We start from the raw sequence: 17328 nt of genomic DNA, 5'->3' as shown, positions 1-17328 counted from the left end.
TCTGCGTGAGATACGCTGAACCGTTCCGTTTAGATTAAGTGTCGCGCCATTGGCCTTCAAGTCAGAGGCCCCACCATGCAAGGCGCAAAATGCCGCCCACCCCCGGGTTTTGCGCGCTCTGTCGCGGGAAAAGCACGAAAATTGGGCAAATCGCCCCCGGGCGGCCCGCTTGTGAGGCCCGGAAGCTGCGTGTAAGAGGGGCCGAAACGCGGGCGAGCAGGGAGCCGGCTTTGAGCAATACCGACACCGACAGCTTCATCAACGAAGTGACCGAGGAAGTCCGCCGCGACCGGCTTTACGGCTATCTGCGGCGCTACGGCTGGATCGCGGTCCTCGTGGTCCTTCTGATCGTCGGCGGCGCGGCCTGGCGGGAATACCAGGCGGCCACGGCCCGCGCCGAGGCGCAGAGCTTCGGCTCGGCGATCCTCGCCGCGCTGGAGGCCGAGGAACTGGCCGACCGCCGCGCGGCGCTCTCCGAGATCACCCCGCCGAACGACAGCGCCGCGGCCATGCTGCGCCTGATCGAGGCCGGCCAGAGCGCCGAGGCGGGCGAAAGCGACGCCGCCGTCGCCGCGCTGGAACAGGTCGCCACCAATGGCGAGGTGGCCGAGATCTACCGCAACATCGCGAGCTTCAAGGCGCTGACCGAGGGCGCGGCCACCATGGCCCCCGAAGAACGCCGCCAGGGCTTCGAGGCGCTGTCCCAGCCCGGTAACCCGCTGAGACTGCTGGCCAGCGAGCAGCTCGCGCTGATCGAGATCGAAACCGGCAACCGCGAGGCGGCGCTTGAGCGGCTGACCGCGATCCTGTCGGATTCGGAGGTGACGCAGGGCTTGCGCCAGCGGGCGTCTCAGTTGATTGTTGCGCTCGGCGGAGAGCTGCAGACCGGCTGATCCCGGCGCGCCCCGAGGGGCAGGGACGGCACGACGAACACGGGCGAACGGGGGCGATAGCGTGCGGAACGGGACGATACTGGCAGGGCTCGCGGGCCTGACGCTGCTTGCGGCCTGCGGCGGACCGGAGGCGATCCTTCCGGGCGAACGCATGGGCCTGCGCGAGGTGCTCACCACCGAAGGTGCGGCCGATCCCTATCGCTACGCCGAGACCGAGAACCAGAGCCTGCCCGCGGCGCTGCCCGCCGCGCAGCGCAACGCCCAATGGGCGCAAAGCCCGGTCACCCAGGCCCTGCGGACCACCCATGCGGACCTGTCGCTGCCGGTCGCGCCGCTCTGGTCGGCGAACATCGGCGACGGCGACGGCCGCAAGGTCCGGCTGAACGTCGACCCGGTGACCGATGGCCGGGCGATCTACACGATGTCCTCGGATTTCACCGTCACCGCCACCACGCCCGACGGCGCGCAGGCCTGGAGCCATTCGGTCGTGCCGCCGCGCGACGGCGCGCGCCAGGCGCAGGGCGGCGGGCTCGCGGTGGCCGACGGGGTGCTTTACGTCTCCTCGGGCTTCGGCGTGCTGACCGCGCTTGATGCCTCGAGCGGTGCGCCGATCTGGCGCCAGGAGCTCGACGCCACGGCGACCGGGGCGCCCACCGTCTCGGGCGGGCTGGTCTATGTGACCTCGGGCGACAATATCGCCTGGGCCATCGAGACCGGCAACGGCCGCGTGCGCTGGCAGTTCGACGGGGCCGCGGGCGACGTGAACAACGTCGCGGGCGCGCCGGCCCCGGCGCTTGGCGGCGACCGGGTGATCTTCTCCTTCGGCGCGGGCACCATGCAGTCGACCTTCCAGCAGGGCGGGCTGTCGCTCTGGTCGGCGGATCTCGCCGGGCGGCGCACGGGCCGGGCGCTCTCGACCGTGGACGACATCTCGGGCGATCCGCTGATCGCGGGCGAGACCGTCTACGCGGGCAGCCACTCGGGGCGCTTCGCGGCCTTCGATCTCTATTCCGGCGAACGCCGCTGGACCGTGCCCATGGGCGCCTTCGACATGCCCTGGGCCGCTGGCGGCTCGGTCTATGTGGTCTCCGACCTGCACGAACTGGTGCGCATCGACGCCGAGACCGGCGAGCGCATCTGGGCGGTGGAACTGCCCGGCTGGGTCGAGAGCCGCCGCCCCATGCGGCGCCGCGACCGGGCCTATGCCAACCACGGGCCGATCCTCGTGGGCGGCCACCTGGCGGTGGCCTCCTCGGATGGGCTGATCCGCTTCTTCCGGCCCTCGGACGGGGCGCTGGCGGGCTCGGTGGAGGTGCCGGGCGGGGCGACCACGCGGCCGATCGTGGCCAATGGCACGCTTTACGTGGTCTCCAAGCGGGGCCGGCTGCACGCCTTCCGCTGAGGCCCCTTTTCACGGCAGGACAAATCGATTAGGTCGCGTGGCTCTGACGCGATCCGAAAGGCCGGTGCGCCCATGTCCTTCAAACTAGCCATTGTCGGCCGCCCCAACGTGGGCAAGTCCACGCTGTTCAACCGCCTGGTGGGCAAGCGGCTGGCGCTTGTCGACGACCAGCCGGGCGTGACCCGCGACCTGCGCGAGGGCGAGGCGCGGCTGGGCGACCTGAACTTCACCGTGGTCGATACCGCGGGCCTCGAGGATGCCACCGACGACTCGCTCGAGGGGCGGATGCGGCGGCTGACCGAACGCGCCGTGGACGAGGCCGACGTCTGCCTGTTCATGGTCGACGCGCGGACCGGAATCACCCCCACCGACGAGATCTTCGCCGACATCCTGCGCAAGCGCGCGGGCGAGGTGATCCTGGTCGCCAACAAGGCCGAGGGCCGCGCCGCCGAGGCCGGCGTGATCGAGGCCTGGAACCTCGGGCTCGGCGAGCCGCTGGCGCTGTCCTCGGAACACGGCGAAGGCATGCCGGACCTCTATTCCGCGCTGCTGCCGATCTCGGACCGCTTCGCCGAGGTCGAGGCCGAAGCCGAGGCGGCCATGCCCGAGCTGAGCCTGCCGGTCTCCGAGGAGGCCGACGAGGCCATGCCGGTGCCGACCGAGGACAAGCCCCTGCAGGTCGCCGTGGTGGGCCGCCCGAACGCCGGCAAGTCGACACTGATCAACGCGCTTCTGGGCGAGGACCGGCTGCTCACCGGCCCCGAGGCGGGCATCACCCGCGACGCGATCTCGCTCAGCCTCGACTGGGGTGGCACGCCGACGCGGATCTTCGACACCGCAGGCATGCGCAAGAAGTCCAAGGTGCAGGACAAGCTCGAGCGCATGTCGGTCTCCGACGGGCTGCGCGCGGTCAAGTTCGCCGAGGTCGTGGTGGTCCTGCTCGACGCCGCGATCCCCTTCGAGCAGCAGGACCTGCGCATCGCCGACCTGGCCGAGCGCGAGGGCCGTGCGGTGGTCGTGGCGGTGAACAAATGGGACCTCGAGCCCGAGAAAAACGCCAAGCTGTCCTCGCTGCGCGAGGCCTTCGAGCGGCTCCTGCCGCAGCTCAGGGGCGCGCCCCTGGTGACCGTCTCGGCCAAGACCGGGCGCGGGCTCGACCGGCTGCAGGCAGCGGTGATCCGCGCCCATGAGGTCTGGAACCGCCGGGTGCCGACGGCGCAGCTCAACCGCTGGCTCGGCGCCATGGTCGAGGCGCATCCGCCGCCCGCGCCGCAGGGCCGCCGGATCAAGCTGCGCTACATGACCCAGGCCAAGACCCGGCCGCCGCATTTCGTGGTGATGTGCTCGCATCCCGACCGCATCCCCGACAGCTACACCCGCTACCTGGTGAACGGGCTGCGCGCGGATTTCGACATGCCCGGCACGCCGATCCGGCTCGTGATGCGCGGACAGGGCGACAAGAACCCCTACCGGGCGCGGCGCCAGAAGAACGCCGGCGCGCTGAAGAAGCACCTGAAGAAGAACACCGGCTAGGCGCTTTGCGCCGCGCCGGGAAAGCGCGGCGGAACAAGGGGCTGGCGCGCGTTCCTCGCGTGATGGCTCAATTGTCCGGCGGGATCAGCCCGAGGCCGCGCAGGTAGACGCCGATGCCGGTCTCGAGCAGCTGATCGGCCGGAAAGGGCGACTTGTTGCCCGGCGAGTTCCGCGCGAACAGCTCCACCACCCCGTGGCACATCGCCCAGATATGGGCCGAGAACATCTGCGCCGGCGGGCGCCGGTCCTCGGGGATGTGCTTGGAGAGATCCGCCGCCGCGCGCTCCAGCACCGACCAGGCGCGGTTGGCGACGCTGGCGAGCGCAGGACTGTGGTTCACCGAGACCCCGGATTCGAACATCGCGATGTAATGGCCCGGGTAGCGCCGCGCGAAGGCGAGGTATGCCTCGCCGGTGGCTTCAAAGGCCGCCAGCGCCGAGGGCTGGCGCGACTCGTAGGCGTATTCCATGACGTCGACGAAGATCTCGTAGCCCTGCCGGGCGGCCTCGGCGATCAGCGCTTCGCGGCCGTCGAAATGCCGGTAGATCGCCGCCGGGGTCACGCCCGCGCGCTTGGCTGCCTCGGACAGGGTGAAGCCGGTGGGGCCGCGCTCCTCGATCAGCTCGAGCGCCGCGTCGATCAGCGCCTGCTTGAGGTTGCCGTGATGATAGCCGCGTTTAGACATGCCAGATGTCGCGCCCTCCGCAGATCGCGCCGTCGGGCGTGCCCAGGGCGGCGGGGTCCTTCTGATCGTAGTCGAGCCCGGTCAGCACGTGCCGGATCGCGGCGAGCCGCGCGCGGCGCTTGTCGTCGCTGCGGATCACCGTCCAGGGCGCATGCGGGCTGTCGGAACGCTCCAGCGTCTCGCTGATGGCGGCGCCATAGGCGTCCCATTTCTTCAGCCCTTCGACGTCGATCCAGGACAGCTTCCAGTGTTTCAACGGATCGCCCTCGCGGGCGAGGAAACGGCGCAGCTGCTCGGCCCGGCCGACGTTCAGCCAGAACTTGGTGAGCCGGATGCCGTCGTTGACCAACATCCGTTCGAAATCCGCGACCTGGGCAAAGAAGAGCTCGCGCTCCTCTGGCGTGCAGAAGCCGAAGACATGTTCGACCACGCCGCGATTGTACCAGGAGCGGTCGAAGAAGACGATCTCTCCGGCGGCCGGTAGATGCTGGATGTAGCGCTGGAAATACCACTGCGAGGCCTCGGTGTCCGAGGGTTTGGGCAGGGCCGCCACCCGCGCGCCGCGGGGGTTCAGGTTCTCGCGGAAGCGCTTGATCGTGCCGCCTTTTCCCGCCGCGTCCCGGCCCTCGAAGACCACCACGACCCGCGCGCCCGTTACTTTCACCCAGGCCTGCATCTTGACCAGCTCGATCTGCAGCGCGGCGAGCTGGTCCTCGTAGGTGTCGCGACCCAGTCGGCGGGCGTGCGGATAGTCGGGATCGAGCATGTCCTTGCGGTCGGCCCCGGCGATGGCGCGGCGGATCTCTTCGGGGGCGCCGTCTTGGTAGAAGGCGCTGATGGCGCCGTCGAAGGGCTTGGACATGGCGGGTTCCTCGCGGGCCTCGGGGTCTCGCGAATATGGGATGTGAAAAGGATTAACGCAAACGCTCAGCGCAGCCCGGCGCGCGCCGCGGCGCGGTCGATGGCGGCGCGGACCGCGCCCGGGGCCCAGTGGTGCGGCATGTGTCCGATGCCCTCGACCAGGGTCAGATTGCCGTTGGGAACCAGGGACATGAGCGGTTCGGCATGGACCTGCGGGGGGACCACCTCGTCCTCGGCGCCATGCAGGATCTCGATCGGGACGGTGACCTCGCGGTAGCGCGGCGCCATCTCCGAGACGGCGGCATGCAGGGTGTTCACCTGCCGCGCGTTGGCCCGGATCGCGCCCAGCTCCAGCGTCAGGCCCGGGCCCACGTAGTCGAGGTAGCCCTCGGGGATCGGCTGCGGCTCGAAGATCGCCTCGGTCACGGTCTCGATGCGCCCGCGCGTGGCGAAGGGCCGGGCGATGTAAGGCACGATGGCCCCGCCGACCGCCGAGCCCAGCACCCGGTATTGCGGACCAAGCCCGCCCGACCAGGGGATCGTCGCCCCCGAGACCACCACCAGGGCCGCCGGATCGTGATTGAGCCCCCAGGCCATGGCCACCGCGCCGCCGTAGGAATGGCCCAGCACGACCGGGCGTTCGACCCCGAGCTTGTCGGCGGCTTCCTTCAGCATGGCGGCCTGCTCGAAGGGCGTCTCGGCCTCGGTGGTGAAGGCGCCCGCGACCTCGGGGCTGGCGCGGTCGGTATAGCCCAGCCCGGGCCGGTCGAAGATGATCACGCGGTAGTCGTCCTTCACCTCCTCGAGGAAGGAGAAGGTGAAATCCCGCACGTTGCCGCTGGCGCCGTGGATCAGCACGAGGTCCGGGCCCTCGCCGGTCACGAAGGCATGCACCCGCCGCCCGTCGTCGAGCGTCACGAAGCGCCCGATCGGCGGCCAGGTCTCTTGCGTCTTGGCCGACCGCGCGGTGCCGAGCCCGCCCGCCGCGCAGCCCGCCAGCGCCACCAGCCCAAACGCCAGTGCCAGTTTTCCCATCATCGCCACGTCAGAGACCCTTTTTCCGCAGGTCGGTCGAGGAGCGGCCGATCTCGGCCATGTCATACGGCGTGGTCAGGTAAATCTCGGAGATCCAGTTTCCATAAAGAAGATGCGCGTGGCTGCGCCAGCGGTTCTGCGGCGGCTCGGCCGGGTCGTCGCCGGGGTAGTAATTGGCCGGCACGTTGATCGGCTGGCCCGCGGCGACGTCGCGGTCGTATTCCTCTTTCAGGGTGTGGCTGTCGTATTCCAGGTGGTTGAAGATGTAGACCGCACGGTGATCGATGTCCTCGACGAGGCAGGGGCCGGTCTCGGAGCTGTCGATCAGGATGCGCAGGCCCACGTCCTCGATCTCCTCGCGCTTGAGCTCGGTCCAGCGCGACACCGGGATCACCATGTCGTCGGAGAAGCCGCGCAGGTAGGGCGAGGCCGGCGCGCAGTTGCGGTGCCGGATGCAGCCGAAGGCCTTTTGGTTCAGGAGGTGCTTCGGCACCCCGTGGAAGTGGTTGATCATCGCCATGCCGCCCCAGCAGACGCCGAAGGTCGAGTGCACATGGCTCTGGGTCCAGTCGAAGACGCGCTGCAGCTCGTCCCAATAGGTGACCTCGGGAAACTCCAGGTGCTCGATCGGGGCGCCGGTGATGATCAGCCCGTCGAACTTCTCGCCCGAGGCTTCGACCTCGGCGAAGGGGCGATAGAAGCTCTCCATGTGGTCGGCGGCGGTGTTGCGCGTCTGGTGCTCGGTCATGCGGATCAGCGACAGCTCGATCTGCAGCGGCGTCGCGCCGATCAGCCGGGCAAACTGGTTCTCGGTGGCGATCTTCTTCGGCATCAGGTTCAGAAGCCCGATGCGCAAGGGCCGGATGTCCTGCTGGTCCGCCGCATCCTCGCCCATGACCATGACGCCCTCGCGGTCGAGAACCTCGTAGGCGGGCAGGGTGCGGGGCAGCTTGATCGGCATGGGATCACCTTCAGGGGGGATGCGGGCGAGGGCCAGAGATAGGCCATGGCCGGACCGGTCTCAAGCCGCCCGGGCGGGCGGCTCATGCGACTGTGTTCGCCTCAGCCCGAGGGTGCCGCGCGGTCGAGCGCCGCGGCGATGACCTCGGTGAAGCCCGCCTCGCTGGTGACGCTGGCCATCTCCTCGGCGGTGACGGTGACGCCCCAGTTCCGCGCCATGGCCGCATAGAGCGGCTGGCGGTGCGCCAGGGCGCGGGCATAGGTCCAGCGGATGAAGGCGTCGGGGTTCACCTTGTCGGGCGCGATCTGCATCTCGGCGAGATAGTCGGCCCAGACCGTCTCGAGAAACTCCGGCTGGTAGGCCATGGGCTTCGGCGCCCGGTCGAAGCGGCGGACCAGCTCTTCGGTATGGGCCTCGCTGCCCTCGATCCAGACCATCAGGCAGCGCCGCGACAGCGCCGAGAGGATCGGGTCCTCGGGATCTTCCGGGTCGACCCATTCGCAGATCGATCCGCCGGTATCGCAGAGGAAATGCGGGTAGCCGTAAAGGTCCTGCGCCCGATCGATGAAATAGCCGGTGTCGAGCAGCGCCTGCATCTCGGCGCGGCGGAACTGCTTCTGGCGCTGGCGGTAGGTGGCGATCTCCATGCCGCCCTGCTCGGGATCGCCGGGCTTGCCGAGGTAGGTGGAGACCGGCGCGAGGTTGTCGAAGGTGATGTTCGAGCCGATGTAGATCGAGTCGGACAGCAGCAGGTCGCGCAGGAAGGGGTTCTTCATCGCCTCGCGCTTGGCGTTGTCGGCGATGTATTCGCCCATGTAGCGGGTGCCGATGCGGTAATCGATCGAGTAGTGGAACCAGCCGCCGCCGGCCCGCAGCATGTTGCCCACATGGGTCTTGCCCAGGCCCGACATGGCAAAGAGCAGCACCCGCTTCTCAGGCGCCTGGCGCCAGTCTTCCGCTGTCTCGTAGATCCGTCGCATCTGCCTCGCCCCCTTGCGTTCCGGAGGCCTAGCCAGAGCGCGCATCGGCGTCAAACCCTTGTGACGCCCCGCCGCGCGAGCCGGGCCCAGACGCGACCGTCGAGCACCAGCAGCCCCAGCGCCAGGAGCCCGAAACCGGCCCAGGCGTTGGGCGGCAGCGTCTCGCCACGGACCAGCGCGCCAAGCGCAATGGCAATGGGCGGGATCATCAGCGTGACCAGCATCAGGTTCGAGGCGCCCGCCATGGCGAGGATGCGGTAATAGAGCAGATAGGCAAAGGCCGTGGCGATCACCGCGTAGTAGAGGACCGCCGTCAGGGTGATGGGGGCGAGTTGCAGCGGCGGCAGGCCCTCGACAGCCAGCATCAAGGGCAGGATCAGCGCGCTGGCGCCGGTGAGCATCAAGGCGGCCGCCACCTCGGGGCGCAGGTTCGACAGGTGCCGCCGCCCCCAGACGCCCGCCAGCGCGTAGGAGAGCGTCCCCGCGATCACCGCGAACTGCCCGAGGTTGGCCAGCTCCAACCCGCCAAGCGCCGCTGGCCCGATCGCCATGGCGACGCCTCCGAAGCCCAGGGCGATGCCCAGGGCCCGGCGCGGGGTCAGCCGCTCGTCGGCGAAGGCGAGGCTCGCCACCAGCGCGCCCCAGATCGCCGTGGTGGCGTTCAAGATCGAGGTCAGCCCGGTGGTGATATGCAGCTGCCCCCAGGCCATGAGCGTGAAGGGCAGGACGTTGTTCAGAAGTCCCATGACCAGCCCCGCCCGCCAGAGCGCGGCCCCCTTGGGCAGCGGCAGGCCGCGCAGCCAGATCCAGCCCCAGAGGACCACGGCCGCGATGCCGACGCGGAAGAAGACGACGGTCAGCGGCCCGATCTCGTCAAGCGCGGTGCGGATCGCCAGGAAGGAGGCGCCCCAGATGATCGCGAGCAGCGTGAGCTCGATCCAGGCGCGGGCGGAGATGCTGGTTTGCGGTGCCATGGCACAGGCTTAGCCGAGGGCGCGGGGGCGCGCGATCCGAATCCTGCGGGTTGGTGGGGGTGGGCGTGGTGAGGGTGGCGGCTTGTGGGCGGGCCCTGGGGCTGCGGAGCCGTTGTGGCTGGCTTCCGGGGGTGTGGCCGAAGCTGCGAAGAAACGCGGTCGCGCTCCGCCCACCTCAGGCAGAGCCCCTCGGTCCGCTCTACCCCGCGCAAAACCAAAGAAAACGGCCCGGTCACCACCAAGGCAACCGGGCCGTCTAAATCTCGCAAGACCCGCGTCGGATCAGAAGGTCACGCCGACCTTCACACCCACGCCAAGGGCGTTGTTGTCCTCGAACTCGGCGGCGGGGTTCGCCACGGCGTTCTGGGTCTCGGCGTCGCCGATCCAGACGTAGCGCATGCCGGCCGAGATCTCGACGCCCTCGTAGGTATAGGCGCCGCCCAGGCCGAGCGACCAGTAACCGTCGGTCGGGCCGAGGTTGGAGGCGATGCCGCCCTGCTGCTCTTCGTAGCCAACCGAGATGGACCCGGCCCAGGCTTCCGAGAAGCGGCGGCCGACGCCCAGCGTGTAGCTGTAGGTGTCGTCGTCATAGGAGACGAGCGAGGCACCGGTCGCGTTCTGGTAGCCGATGGGCGTGATGTCGAACTCGCTCCAGTCGACCCAGCGCACACCGCCGAAGACCAGCGTGTCCTTGGCCACGCCCGACTGGAAGGTCAGGTTGACCGACTGCGGGGTGGTGATCTCGGTCGAGGAGCTCACCGCCGCGCCGTTCACGTTCTCCGGCGACTCGTGGTCGGTGGTGATCTCGGAGTTGTAGGTCAGCGCCAGGCGCAGGGCGATGTCGGGGATCTCGTAGGCCGCGCCCACCGAGTAGCCGAAGGCCCCGTCCTTCTCGAGGTCGCCCTCGTAGTTCAGGACCTGTGCCGGGCCGACGAAGTTGTCGATCTCGACCTTGCCCGCGAGCGTCTGGTAGCGCACGCCGCCGTGCACGCTGAAGTTCTCGTTCAGCATGTAGCGGCCGATCAGCGACATCGCGTGCGAGTTCAGCTCGGCGTTCGAGCCGGCGGCGTAGTAGCCGGTGCCGGTCGGGTAATCGACGTCCGCGCCGAAGGGCTGGTCGTAGATCAGGCTGAGCGAGAAATCCTCGGTGATCTGGCGCTTGTAGGCCAGGCCGAGCTGGAGATAGCCGGTGGCCATGTCGTCCGAGCCGGAGCCGCCCTGGCCGAGGCCAGGCAGTTCCGAACCCGAAACGCTCGGGTTCACCGAGCCGAAGCTCAGTTCGACGTAGTTTCCGTCTTCGAAGATCGGATCGAGGCTTTGGCCCGAGCGATCAACACCGCCGGCCTGCGCCGATGCGGCGGCCATGGCGAGAGCCGAGGCGCCGAGTAGTGCGTATTTCATGGTGTCCCTCTTCCCTGGGTAACTCCTCCTGGCGCCTCAATACCGCCAGGGGGTGCGTCGCAGCAATTTTGACCCGGCGTCAGCTACCGGGGGAGGGTCGTAACGTCACTTTTCTGTCACAGCTTTTGCGCGAGCGCCGCCGCGGGTCTCGGACCAGATGTTGAAGTAATTGGCCGCGAAGATCACCGCCGCCCCCAGAAGCACGAAGGGATCGAGCGGTTCGGCGTAAAGCAGCATGCCGACCACGGCGATCAGCGGCAGGCGGGTGAAATCGATCGGCATGACCACGGTCGCGGGCGCGAGGCTGAGCGCGGTCGTCAGGCAGAAATGCGCCACGAGTCCCGCGAAAGCGATCAATGCCACCCAGGGCCAGCTCGCCGCCGAGGGCAGCGCGATGTCGAGGTCGGCGCCCGCGCAGATCAGCCCGAGGCCCGCCTGCATGACCGTCAGCCAGAACAGGATCGAGACGATGCTCTCGCTGCGCGTCAGCCGCCGGGTGAAGACCGCCGAGCCCGCGAAGCCCAGAGCCGCCAGCGCCGCGGCGATCAACCCAAAGTGGAACGTCTCGGGCGAGGGGCGGGTCACTACCAGCACCCCGATGAAGCCCGCGAAGGCCGCGATGCCGCGCGTCTTGGTGAGCCTTTCGCCCAGGATCAGCGGCGAGAGCAGCATCACCCAGATCGGCGAGGTGAACTCCAGCGCGAAGACCTGCGCGAGCGGGATCACCGTGATCGCGTAGAACCAGAAGTTCTGGCCCGCGAAATGGCTGATGTTGCGCACCAGGTGCAGCCCCATGCGGGCCCGGCGGATCTCGTGGGCGCGGCCGAAGAGACCCGCCAGAGCCCAGACGATGAAAATGCCGATCAGGCTGCGGAAAAGCATGATCTCGAAGGTGTCGAGCTCGATGCTGACCGCGCGTCCGGCGATCGCCATGGAGATGAAGGACACGATCGCCCCGATCATCCAGATCGCCGCGCGGATCGTGTCGCTCCGGGGCTGGGCGGGCAGGGGGCGGCTCTGGTCAGTCACGCGCGAAGGCCCGCTTCTCGCGCATCCAGGTCAGCCCAGACTTCTCGCCCATCTCCTTGAAGGCGCGGTCGAGGCGGCGGTTGTTCAGGCGCCGGTTCCAGGATTTGAGCGGCAGGAGTGCGCGGTCGCCGAAGCCGTCGACCAGCACGTAACGCGCCTGCGGGCCGTTCCAGACGATGTTCTTGGGGCTGAGGTCATGGGCCACGACGTGCCAGTCGTAGAGCTGCGCCACGAAGGTATTGAGCGCTCCGATCTGCGCCTCGGTCACCCTGCCGTCCTGCAGCTGGTCGTGCAGGCTCGGGGCGACGCCGCCGTTTTCGTCTGCGATCATCTCGACAATCTGGCCCAGGCCCTTTTCGGTCAGGATGTAGCCGCGGAACCCCATGACCGGCGGCATCTCCTCGCGGATGGCGGCGCGCAGCATCACGTCGCCCAGCGCCTTCTGCTCGCGCCGGAAAAGCGCATAGGCGCGGCGCACCTTCAGCCAGCCCAGCAGCGTCCGGTCGTCGGCCATGCGCAGGCTGCGCAGGTATTTCGACCGCATGACCTTGACCACCACGTCGGTCCGCCCCTCGATGCGGAAGACGTGGCGCTCCGACCCGCCGGCCAGGCGCTGGGTGTCCCTGAGATTGAGCAAAAGCGCGTGCGGCATGGCGCCCTCACTCCCACTCGATGGTGCCCGGAGGTTTCGAGGTCACGTCGTAGGTGACGCGGTTGATGCCCTTCACCTCGTTGATGATCCGCGTGGCGGTCTCGCCCAGGAAATCGTGGCTGAAGGGGTAGTAATCCGCCGTCATACCGTCGACCGAGGTCACCGCGCGCAGGGCGCAGGCGTAGTCGTAGGTCCGGCCGTCGCCCATGACGCCCACGGTGCGCACCGGCAGGATCGCCACGAAGGCCTGCCAGATCTCGTCATAAAGGCCGTGCTTGCGGATCTGGTCGATATAGACCGCGTCGGCCTTGCGCAGGATCTCGAGCTTGTCGGTGCTGATCTCGCCGGGGCAGCGGATCGCGAGGCCGGGCCCGGGGAAGGGATGGCGGCCGATGAAGCTGTCGGGCAGGCCCAGCTCGCGGCCGAGCGCGCGGACCTCGTCCTTGAAGAGCTCGCGCAGCGGCTCCACCAGCTTCAGGCCCATCTTCTCGGGCAGGCCGCCGACGTTGTGGTGCGACTTGATCGTGACCGAGGGGCCGCCCGAGAAGCTGACGCTTTCGATCACGTCGGGATAAAGCGTGCCCTGGGCCAGGAACTCGGCGCCGCCGACCTCGCCCGCGTGCTTCTGGAAGACGTCGATGAAGAGCCGCCCGATGGTCTTGCGCTTCTCCTCGGGGTCGCTGACGCCTTCGAGCTCGCCCAGGAACAGGTCGCTCTCGTCGGCGTGGATCAGCGGGATGTTGTAGTGGTCGCGGAACATCGAGACCACCTCGTCGGCCTCGTTCAGGCGCAGCAGCCCGTGGTCGACGAAGACACAGGTCAGCTGGTCGCCGATGGCCTCGTGGATGAGGATCGCCGCGACCGAACTGTCGACCCCGCCCGAGAGCCCGCAGATCACCTTGGCGTCGCCGACCTGTTCGCGGATCTTGCGGATCGCCTCTTCGCGGTAGGCGCCCATGGTCCAGTCGCCCGAGAAGCCCGCGTCGCGCACGAAGTTCTCGTAGAGCGTCCGGCCGTTCGGGGTGTGGTGCACCTCGGGGTGGAACTGCACCGCGTAGAAGCGCCGCTCGAGGTCGGCGGTCACCGCGAAGGGCGCGCCGGGCGAGGTGCCGTAAGGCTTGAAGCCGGGCGCGATGGCCGCGACGTGGTCGCCGTGGCTCATCCAGACCTGCTCGCGGTGTGAGCCGTCGAGGAACCAGCCGTTCAGAAGGTCGATGCGCTCTTCGGTGGGCTCCACGAAGGCGCGCCCGAACTCCGAAGTGCCCTCGCCGCCTTTTACCGCGCCGCCGAGGTCCTGCATCATCACCTGCTGGCCGTAGCAGATGCCAAGGATCGGCACGCCGAGGTCGTAGACCCGGGCCGGCGGGCGCGGAGAGCCCTCGCGGGTCACCGAGTCGGGCCCGCCCGAGAAGATCACCGCCTTGGGCGCGAAGTCCTCGAGAAAGGCATCGGTCACCTTCTGGTAGGGGTGGATCTCGCAATAGACCTTCAGCTCGCGCAGGCGGCGCGCGATGAGCTGCGTGACCTGGCTGCCGAAGTCGACGATGAGCAGGCGCTCGTGGTGGCGGGCATGTTCTTCCATGTCTGTCGCTTAAGCCCGACAATCCCGCTCCGCAAGGGCCGCTCTGTGCCGCGGTGCGCTGCTGTGGCCCTTCCCGGGGCGGCGCGGCGCGATCCGATCCCTTAAGGCGGCCCGGGACGCTGAATGTCGCTTTTCCACCTGGAGCGGCGCAATCGGGACAGGGCAGGGCGCTCCGGCTGGGCTAGACAGCAGCAAAACGGGCGGGACGACCGCCCCGGGACAGATCGGAGAGCTGGGGTCATGAGCGAAGCAGCGGCACGCAGGCGCGGACGGGGAGGCGGCGGTGGCGCGGCGCGCCGGGCGGAACGGACCGCCACCACCATCGAGACCGCCCGCTACATCGAGCGCAACATCCCCAATTTCGAGGTGCTGAACGAAGAAGCCCTCGCCGTCATCGAGGAGAACGCCGAAACGGTCCTGCAGGAGATCGGCGTCAACTTCGTGAACAACCCCGCCGCGCTGGAGCGTTGGCGCGCCGCGGGCGCCGATGTCACAGGTGAACGGGTGCGCATCCCGCGCGGGCTGGCGCGCCAGCTTTGCGCCACAGCACCCAGCCAGTTCACCCAGCACGCCCGCAACCCCGAGAAGAACGTCGAGATCGGCGGCCGCAACCTGGTGCTGGCCCCGGTCTACGGCCCGCCCTTCGTGCATGACCTCGAAGGCGGGCGGCGCTACGCCACCATCGAGGATTTCCGCAACTTCGTGAAGCTCGGCCATATGTCGAAATGGCTGCACCATTCCGGCGGCACGGTCTGCGAGCCGACCGACGTGCCGGTGAACAAGCGCCACCTCGACATGCTGCACGCCCACATGACGCTGACCGACAAGCCCTTCATGGGCTCGGTCACCGACCCCGGTCGCGCCGCCGACTCGGTCGAGATGTGCAAGCTGCTCTTCGGGGCGGATTTCATCGCCGAGAACACGGTGATGACCAGCCTGATCAACATCAACTCGCCCCTGACCTTCGACGACGTGATGATGGGCGCGCTCGAGACCTATGCCGCGGCGAACCAGGCGGCGATCATCTCGCCCTTCATCGTCGGCGGGGCCATGGCGCCGGTCTCGGTCGCAGGCACGCTGACCCAGGTGCTGGCCGAGGTGCTGGCGGGCGTCGCCTATTCGCAGCTCGTGCGCCCCGGCGCGCCGGTGATCATGGGCGCCTTCGTGACCTCGATCGACATGAACTCCGGGGCGCCGACCTTCGGCACGCCCGAGGCCGCGCATATCACCTATGGTGCGGGGCAGCTCGCCCGGCGGCTGGGGCTGCCCTACCGCTCCTCGGGCAGTTTCTGCGGCTCGAAGATCCCCGACGCCCAGGCCGCCTATGAGACGGCGAATTCGCTCAACATGGGGCTCTTGTCGGGGGTGAACTTCATGCTGCACGCCTGCGGCTGGCTCGAGGGCGGGCTGGTGTCCTCCTACGAGAAATTCGTGCTCGACGCCGATCAGCTGGGCGCGCTGCACCAGCTCGCCAAGGGCGTGATGATCGACGAGGAGCACCAGGCGATGGACGCCATCCGCGAGGTCGGGCCCGGCGGGCACTACCTGGGCTGCGCGCATACCCAGCGCAACTTCAAGACCGCCTTCTGGCGCTCCGAGGTGCTGGACTACAAACCCTTCGAGACCTGGTCCGAGGAAGGCGCCCGCGACAGCGCGAGCCTGGCGCAGATCAAGGTGCGCCAGAAGCTCGACGCCTATGTGACGCCGACGCTCGATCCCGGCATCGCAGAGGCGCTGTCGGACTTCGTCGCGCGCCGCAAATCCGAGATGTCCGACGCCTATTCCTGACCCCCGGGCGCGCGGGGCGCCTCCTGCGCCGCGCGCCGCATCTCGCCGAGAAGCGCGCCCAGAAGTGCGACGTGCCGGGTGGCGCGGTAGCCCGCCGCGCCGGCGCGGCGGCTGGTCTCCTCGGCCTCTTCGAGCGCGCGCAGGACGCCCAGCGGGGCGGTATCCTCGGCGCTCTCTCCGCCCAGAAGCCCGCGCAGGTGCCGCTCGCGCCGGTAGCGCGCGGCGCTGATCCGCGCCGTCTCTACCAGGAGCCGCGGGCGCTTCAGCCCTGTGCCTTCCGCCGTGCCCGGCCCCATGTCCTGTCCCATCTTCACCTCCCGATCCGCCGCTGCATCCCGGAAAGTCTAGTCAACCCAAGCGGGTGTTGCGTTGCGCGCATCCCGCAGCGCGCGGTTGGTTAAGAATTGTTTACGATCAGGAAACAAACACTTTTTCGAATGTGGCATCCTTGCCGCGTGGGTGGAGAAACGCGCCTGGGTTGAGCGGCTTTCGCGGTCCGGGCCTTTTGAGCGAGGGGAATTGGATGCCGGTCACAGAACAGACGCGCGGGACGCGCTTTCCGGGCGGGGTGCCCGCGGCGGCGCTGCACTACCTGGAACACACCGAGGGCGGGATCTCGCTCCGGGCCCTGGCGCGGCGCTCGGGCGTGCATGCCTCGACGATCCTGCGGCAGATCCGGCGGCTCGAGATGCGCCGCGACGACCCGCTGGTCGATGCCGCGCTGACCCGGCTCGGAGAGATGCCGGCGCTCGAGACGAAAAGCGCGGGCGGCGGCGGTGAGGCGGCGGAACAGGCCATGATCGGCGCGCTGGCGCGGCTGGCCGAACCGGGCGCGGTCCTGGCCGTGGCGCGCGACATGGACAAGGCGGTGGTGGTCCGCGACGAGGCGGGCGGCGGTAGCGCGCGGCTCGCGGTCCTGCGCGCCGAGGAGGCCGAGGCCATGGCGCTGCGCGACTGGATCGCCTGCGCGAGCCCCGGGCGGATCTCGCGCTACCGGATCACCGCCGCGGGCCGGCAGGCGCTGGCGCGGCAGGTGCCGGAGGCGCCGGGCGCGCCCTGTCGACCTTGTGCGCAGGACGACCCCGCGCCGGGCCCGCGGTTCTGCGCCGCCGAGGCGCCGCTGACGCTTCTGGCGCGGCGGCGCAGCCCGGACGGGCGGCCGTTCCTGCAGGAACGCCATGTCACGGCCGGGCGGCTCCTGCGCGAGGATTTCGAGCTTTCGGGCGTGCCGCCGCGCGCGGCCCTGGCGATCCTGCGCGGCACCCCGGCCGAGCGCGCGCTGGCCCAGGCCGGGCCCGGCCACGGCCCGGCGCGGGCGCGGTTCCTCGCGGTGCTGGAGCGGCTCGGCCCGGGGCTCGGCGACGTGGCGCTGCGCTGCTGCTGCCTGCTCGAGGGGATCGAGACCATCGAGAAGCGGCTCGGCTGGTCGGCGCGCTCGGGCAAGGTGGTGCTGCGCATCGCGCTGGAGCGGCTGGCGCAGTTCTACCGGTCGGACGAAGGGCAGGCGGCGGAGATGATCGGCTGAGCCGGGGCAGGGCGCGCGGCCCGCCCG

Annotated in this window: 16 protein-coding genes; 5 read left to right on the top strand and 11 right to left on the bottom strand. The window is 69.2% G+C overall.

The genetic code is table 11. The annotated features are described in order from the left end of the window. Nucleotides 1-230 precede the first annotated feature (230 nt). From LR948_RS05805 to der, 3 genes are all read left to right on the top strand, one after another. Entirely contained in the window at nt 231-893 is a 663-nt protein-coding gene (locus LR948_RS05805; RefSeq protein ID WP_232753033.1) for a tetratricopeptide repeat protein, read from the top strand. Between the two features lie 61 nt (nt 894-954). After that, the gene (locus LR948_RS05800; RefSeq protein WP_232753032.1) at nt 955-2295 is read left to right on the top strand and encodes a PQQ-like beta-propeller repeat protein; all 1341 of its coding nucleotides are present in this window, start codon (nt 955-957) and stop codon (nt 2293-2295) included. Nucleotides 2296-2367: 72 nt separating this feature from the next. Continuing rightward, on the top strand, nt 2368-3828 hold the full coding sequence (gene der, locus LR948_RS05795; protein WP_232753031.1) for a ribosome biogenesis GTPase Der: 1461 nt from the start codon (nt 2368-2370) through the stop codon (nt 3826-3828). Between the two features lie 67 nt (nt 3829-3895). Here der and LR948_RS05790 read toward each other — a convergent pair whose 3' ends face one another. The 10 genes from LR948_RS05790 to guaA form a co-directional block, all read right to left on the bottom strand. After that, on the bottom strand, nt 3896-4513 hold the full coding sequence (locus tag LR948_RS05790) for a TetR/AcrR family transcriptional regulator (protein WP_232753030.1): 618 nt from the start codon (nt 4511-4513) through the stop codon (nt 3896-3898). Next, the gene (gene ppk2, locus LR948_RS05785) at nt 4506-5375 is read right to left on the bottom strand and encodes a polyphosphate kinase 2 (protein WP_232753029.1); all 870 of its coding nucleotides are present in this window, start codon (nt 5373-5375) and stop codon (nt 4506-4508) included. The genes LR948_RS05790 and ppk2 overlap by 8 nt, the downstream gene beginning before the upstream one ends. A 65-nt stretch (nt 5376-5440) precedes the next feature. Then, the gene (locus LR948_RS05780; protein ID WP_232753181.1) at nt 5441-6412 is read right to left on the bottom strand and encodes an alpha/beta fold hydrolase; all 972 of its coding nucleotides are present in this window, start codon (nt 6410-6412) and stop codon (nt 5441-5443) included. A 7-nt stretch (nt 6413-6419) separates the two neighbouring features. Next, the gene (gene metA / locus LR948_RS05775; protein WP_232753028.1) at nt 6420-7370 is read right to left on the bottom strand and encodes a homoserine O-succinyltransferase; all 951 of its coding nucleotides are present in this window, start codon (nt 7368-7370) and stop codon (nt 6420-6422) included. Nucleotides 7371-7471: 101 nt separating this feature from the next. After that, a complete protein-coding gene (locus LR948_RS05770; protein WP_232753027.1) occupies nt 7472-8350 on the bottom strand; it encodes an ATPase in 879 nt (292 codons plus the stop codon). A gap of 50 nt (nt 8351-8400) precedes the next feature. Continuing rightward, the gene (locus tag LR948_RS05765; protein ID WP_232753026.1) at nt 8401-9324 is read right to left on the bottom strand and encodes a DMT family transporter; all 924 of its coding nucleotides are present in this window, start codon (nt 9322-9324) and stop codon (nt 8401-8403) included. Between the two features lie 282 nt (nt 9325-9606). After that, on the bottom strand, nt 9607-10725 hold the full coding sequence (locus LR948_RS05760; protein ID WP_232753025.1) for an OmpP1/FadL family transporter: 1119 nt from the start codon (nt 10723-10725) through the stop codon (nt 9607-9609). Nucleotides 10726-10830: 105 nt separating this feature from the next. After that, nucleotides 10831-11688 (bottom strand): DMT family transporter, encoded by an 858-nt coding sequence (locus tag LR948_RS05755; protein WP_232753180.1) that lies wholly within the window; start codon nt 11686-11688, stop codon nt 10831-10833. Between the two features lie 58 nt (nt 11689-11746). Next, entirely contained in the window at nt 11747-12406 is a 660-nt protein-coding gene (locus tag LR948_RS05750) for a YrbL family protein (protein ID WP_232753024.1), read from the bottom strand. A 7-nt stretch (nt 12407-12413) separates the two neighbouring features. After that, nucleotides 12414-13988 carry a glutamine-hydrolyzing GMP synthase gene (guaA, locus tag LR948_RS05745; RefSeq protein WP_232753023.1) on the bottom strand — a complete coding sequence of 525 codons (1575 nt, stop codon included), beginning with the start codon at nt 13986-13988 and terminating at the stop codon, nt 12414-12416. Nucleotides 13989-14228: 240 nt separating this feature from the next. Between guaA and LR948_RS05740 the strand changes: the two genes are divergently transcribed. Further along, nucleotides 14229-15776, top strand: a complete 1548-nt coding sequence (locus LR948_RS05740; protein WP_232753022.1) for a trimethylamine methyltransferase family protein — start codon at nt 14229-14231, stop codon at nt 15774-15776. Here the strand turns inward: LR948_RS05740 and LR948_RS05735 are convergent. Continuing rightward, nucleotides 15767-16084, bottom strand: coding sequence for a DUF6477 family protein (locus LR948_RS05735; protein ID WP_232753021.1), 318 nt, complete (start codon nt 16082-16084; stop codon nt 15767-15769). The two genes, LR948_RS05740 and LR948_RS05735, sit on opposite strands and share 10 nt — an antisense overlap. 215 nt (nt 16085-16299) lie before the next feature. On the opposite strand from LR948_RS05735, the gene LR948_RS05730 reads away from it, so the two are divergent. Further along, nucleotides 16300-17301 (top strand): DUF6456 domain-containing protein, encoded by a 1002-nt coding sequence (locus tag LR948_RS05730; protein WP_232753020.1) that lies wholly within the window; start codon nt 16300-16302, stop codon nt 17299-17301. Nucleotides 17302-17328: the final 27 nt, after the last annotated feature.

The sequence above is a fragment of the Roseivivax sp. GX 12232 genome (assembly GCF_021272185.1).
GTDB lineage: Bacteria > Pseudomonadota > Alphaproteobacteria > Rhodobacterales > Rhodobacteraceae > Roseivivax.
Note: the sequence above shows the minus strand (reverse complement) of the source record. Positions and strands in the feature narration are given on the sequence as shown.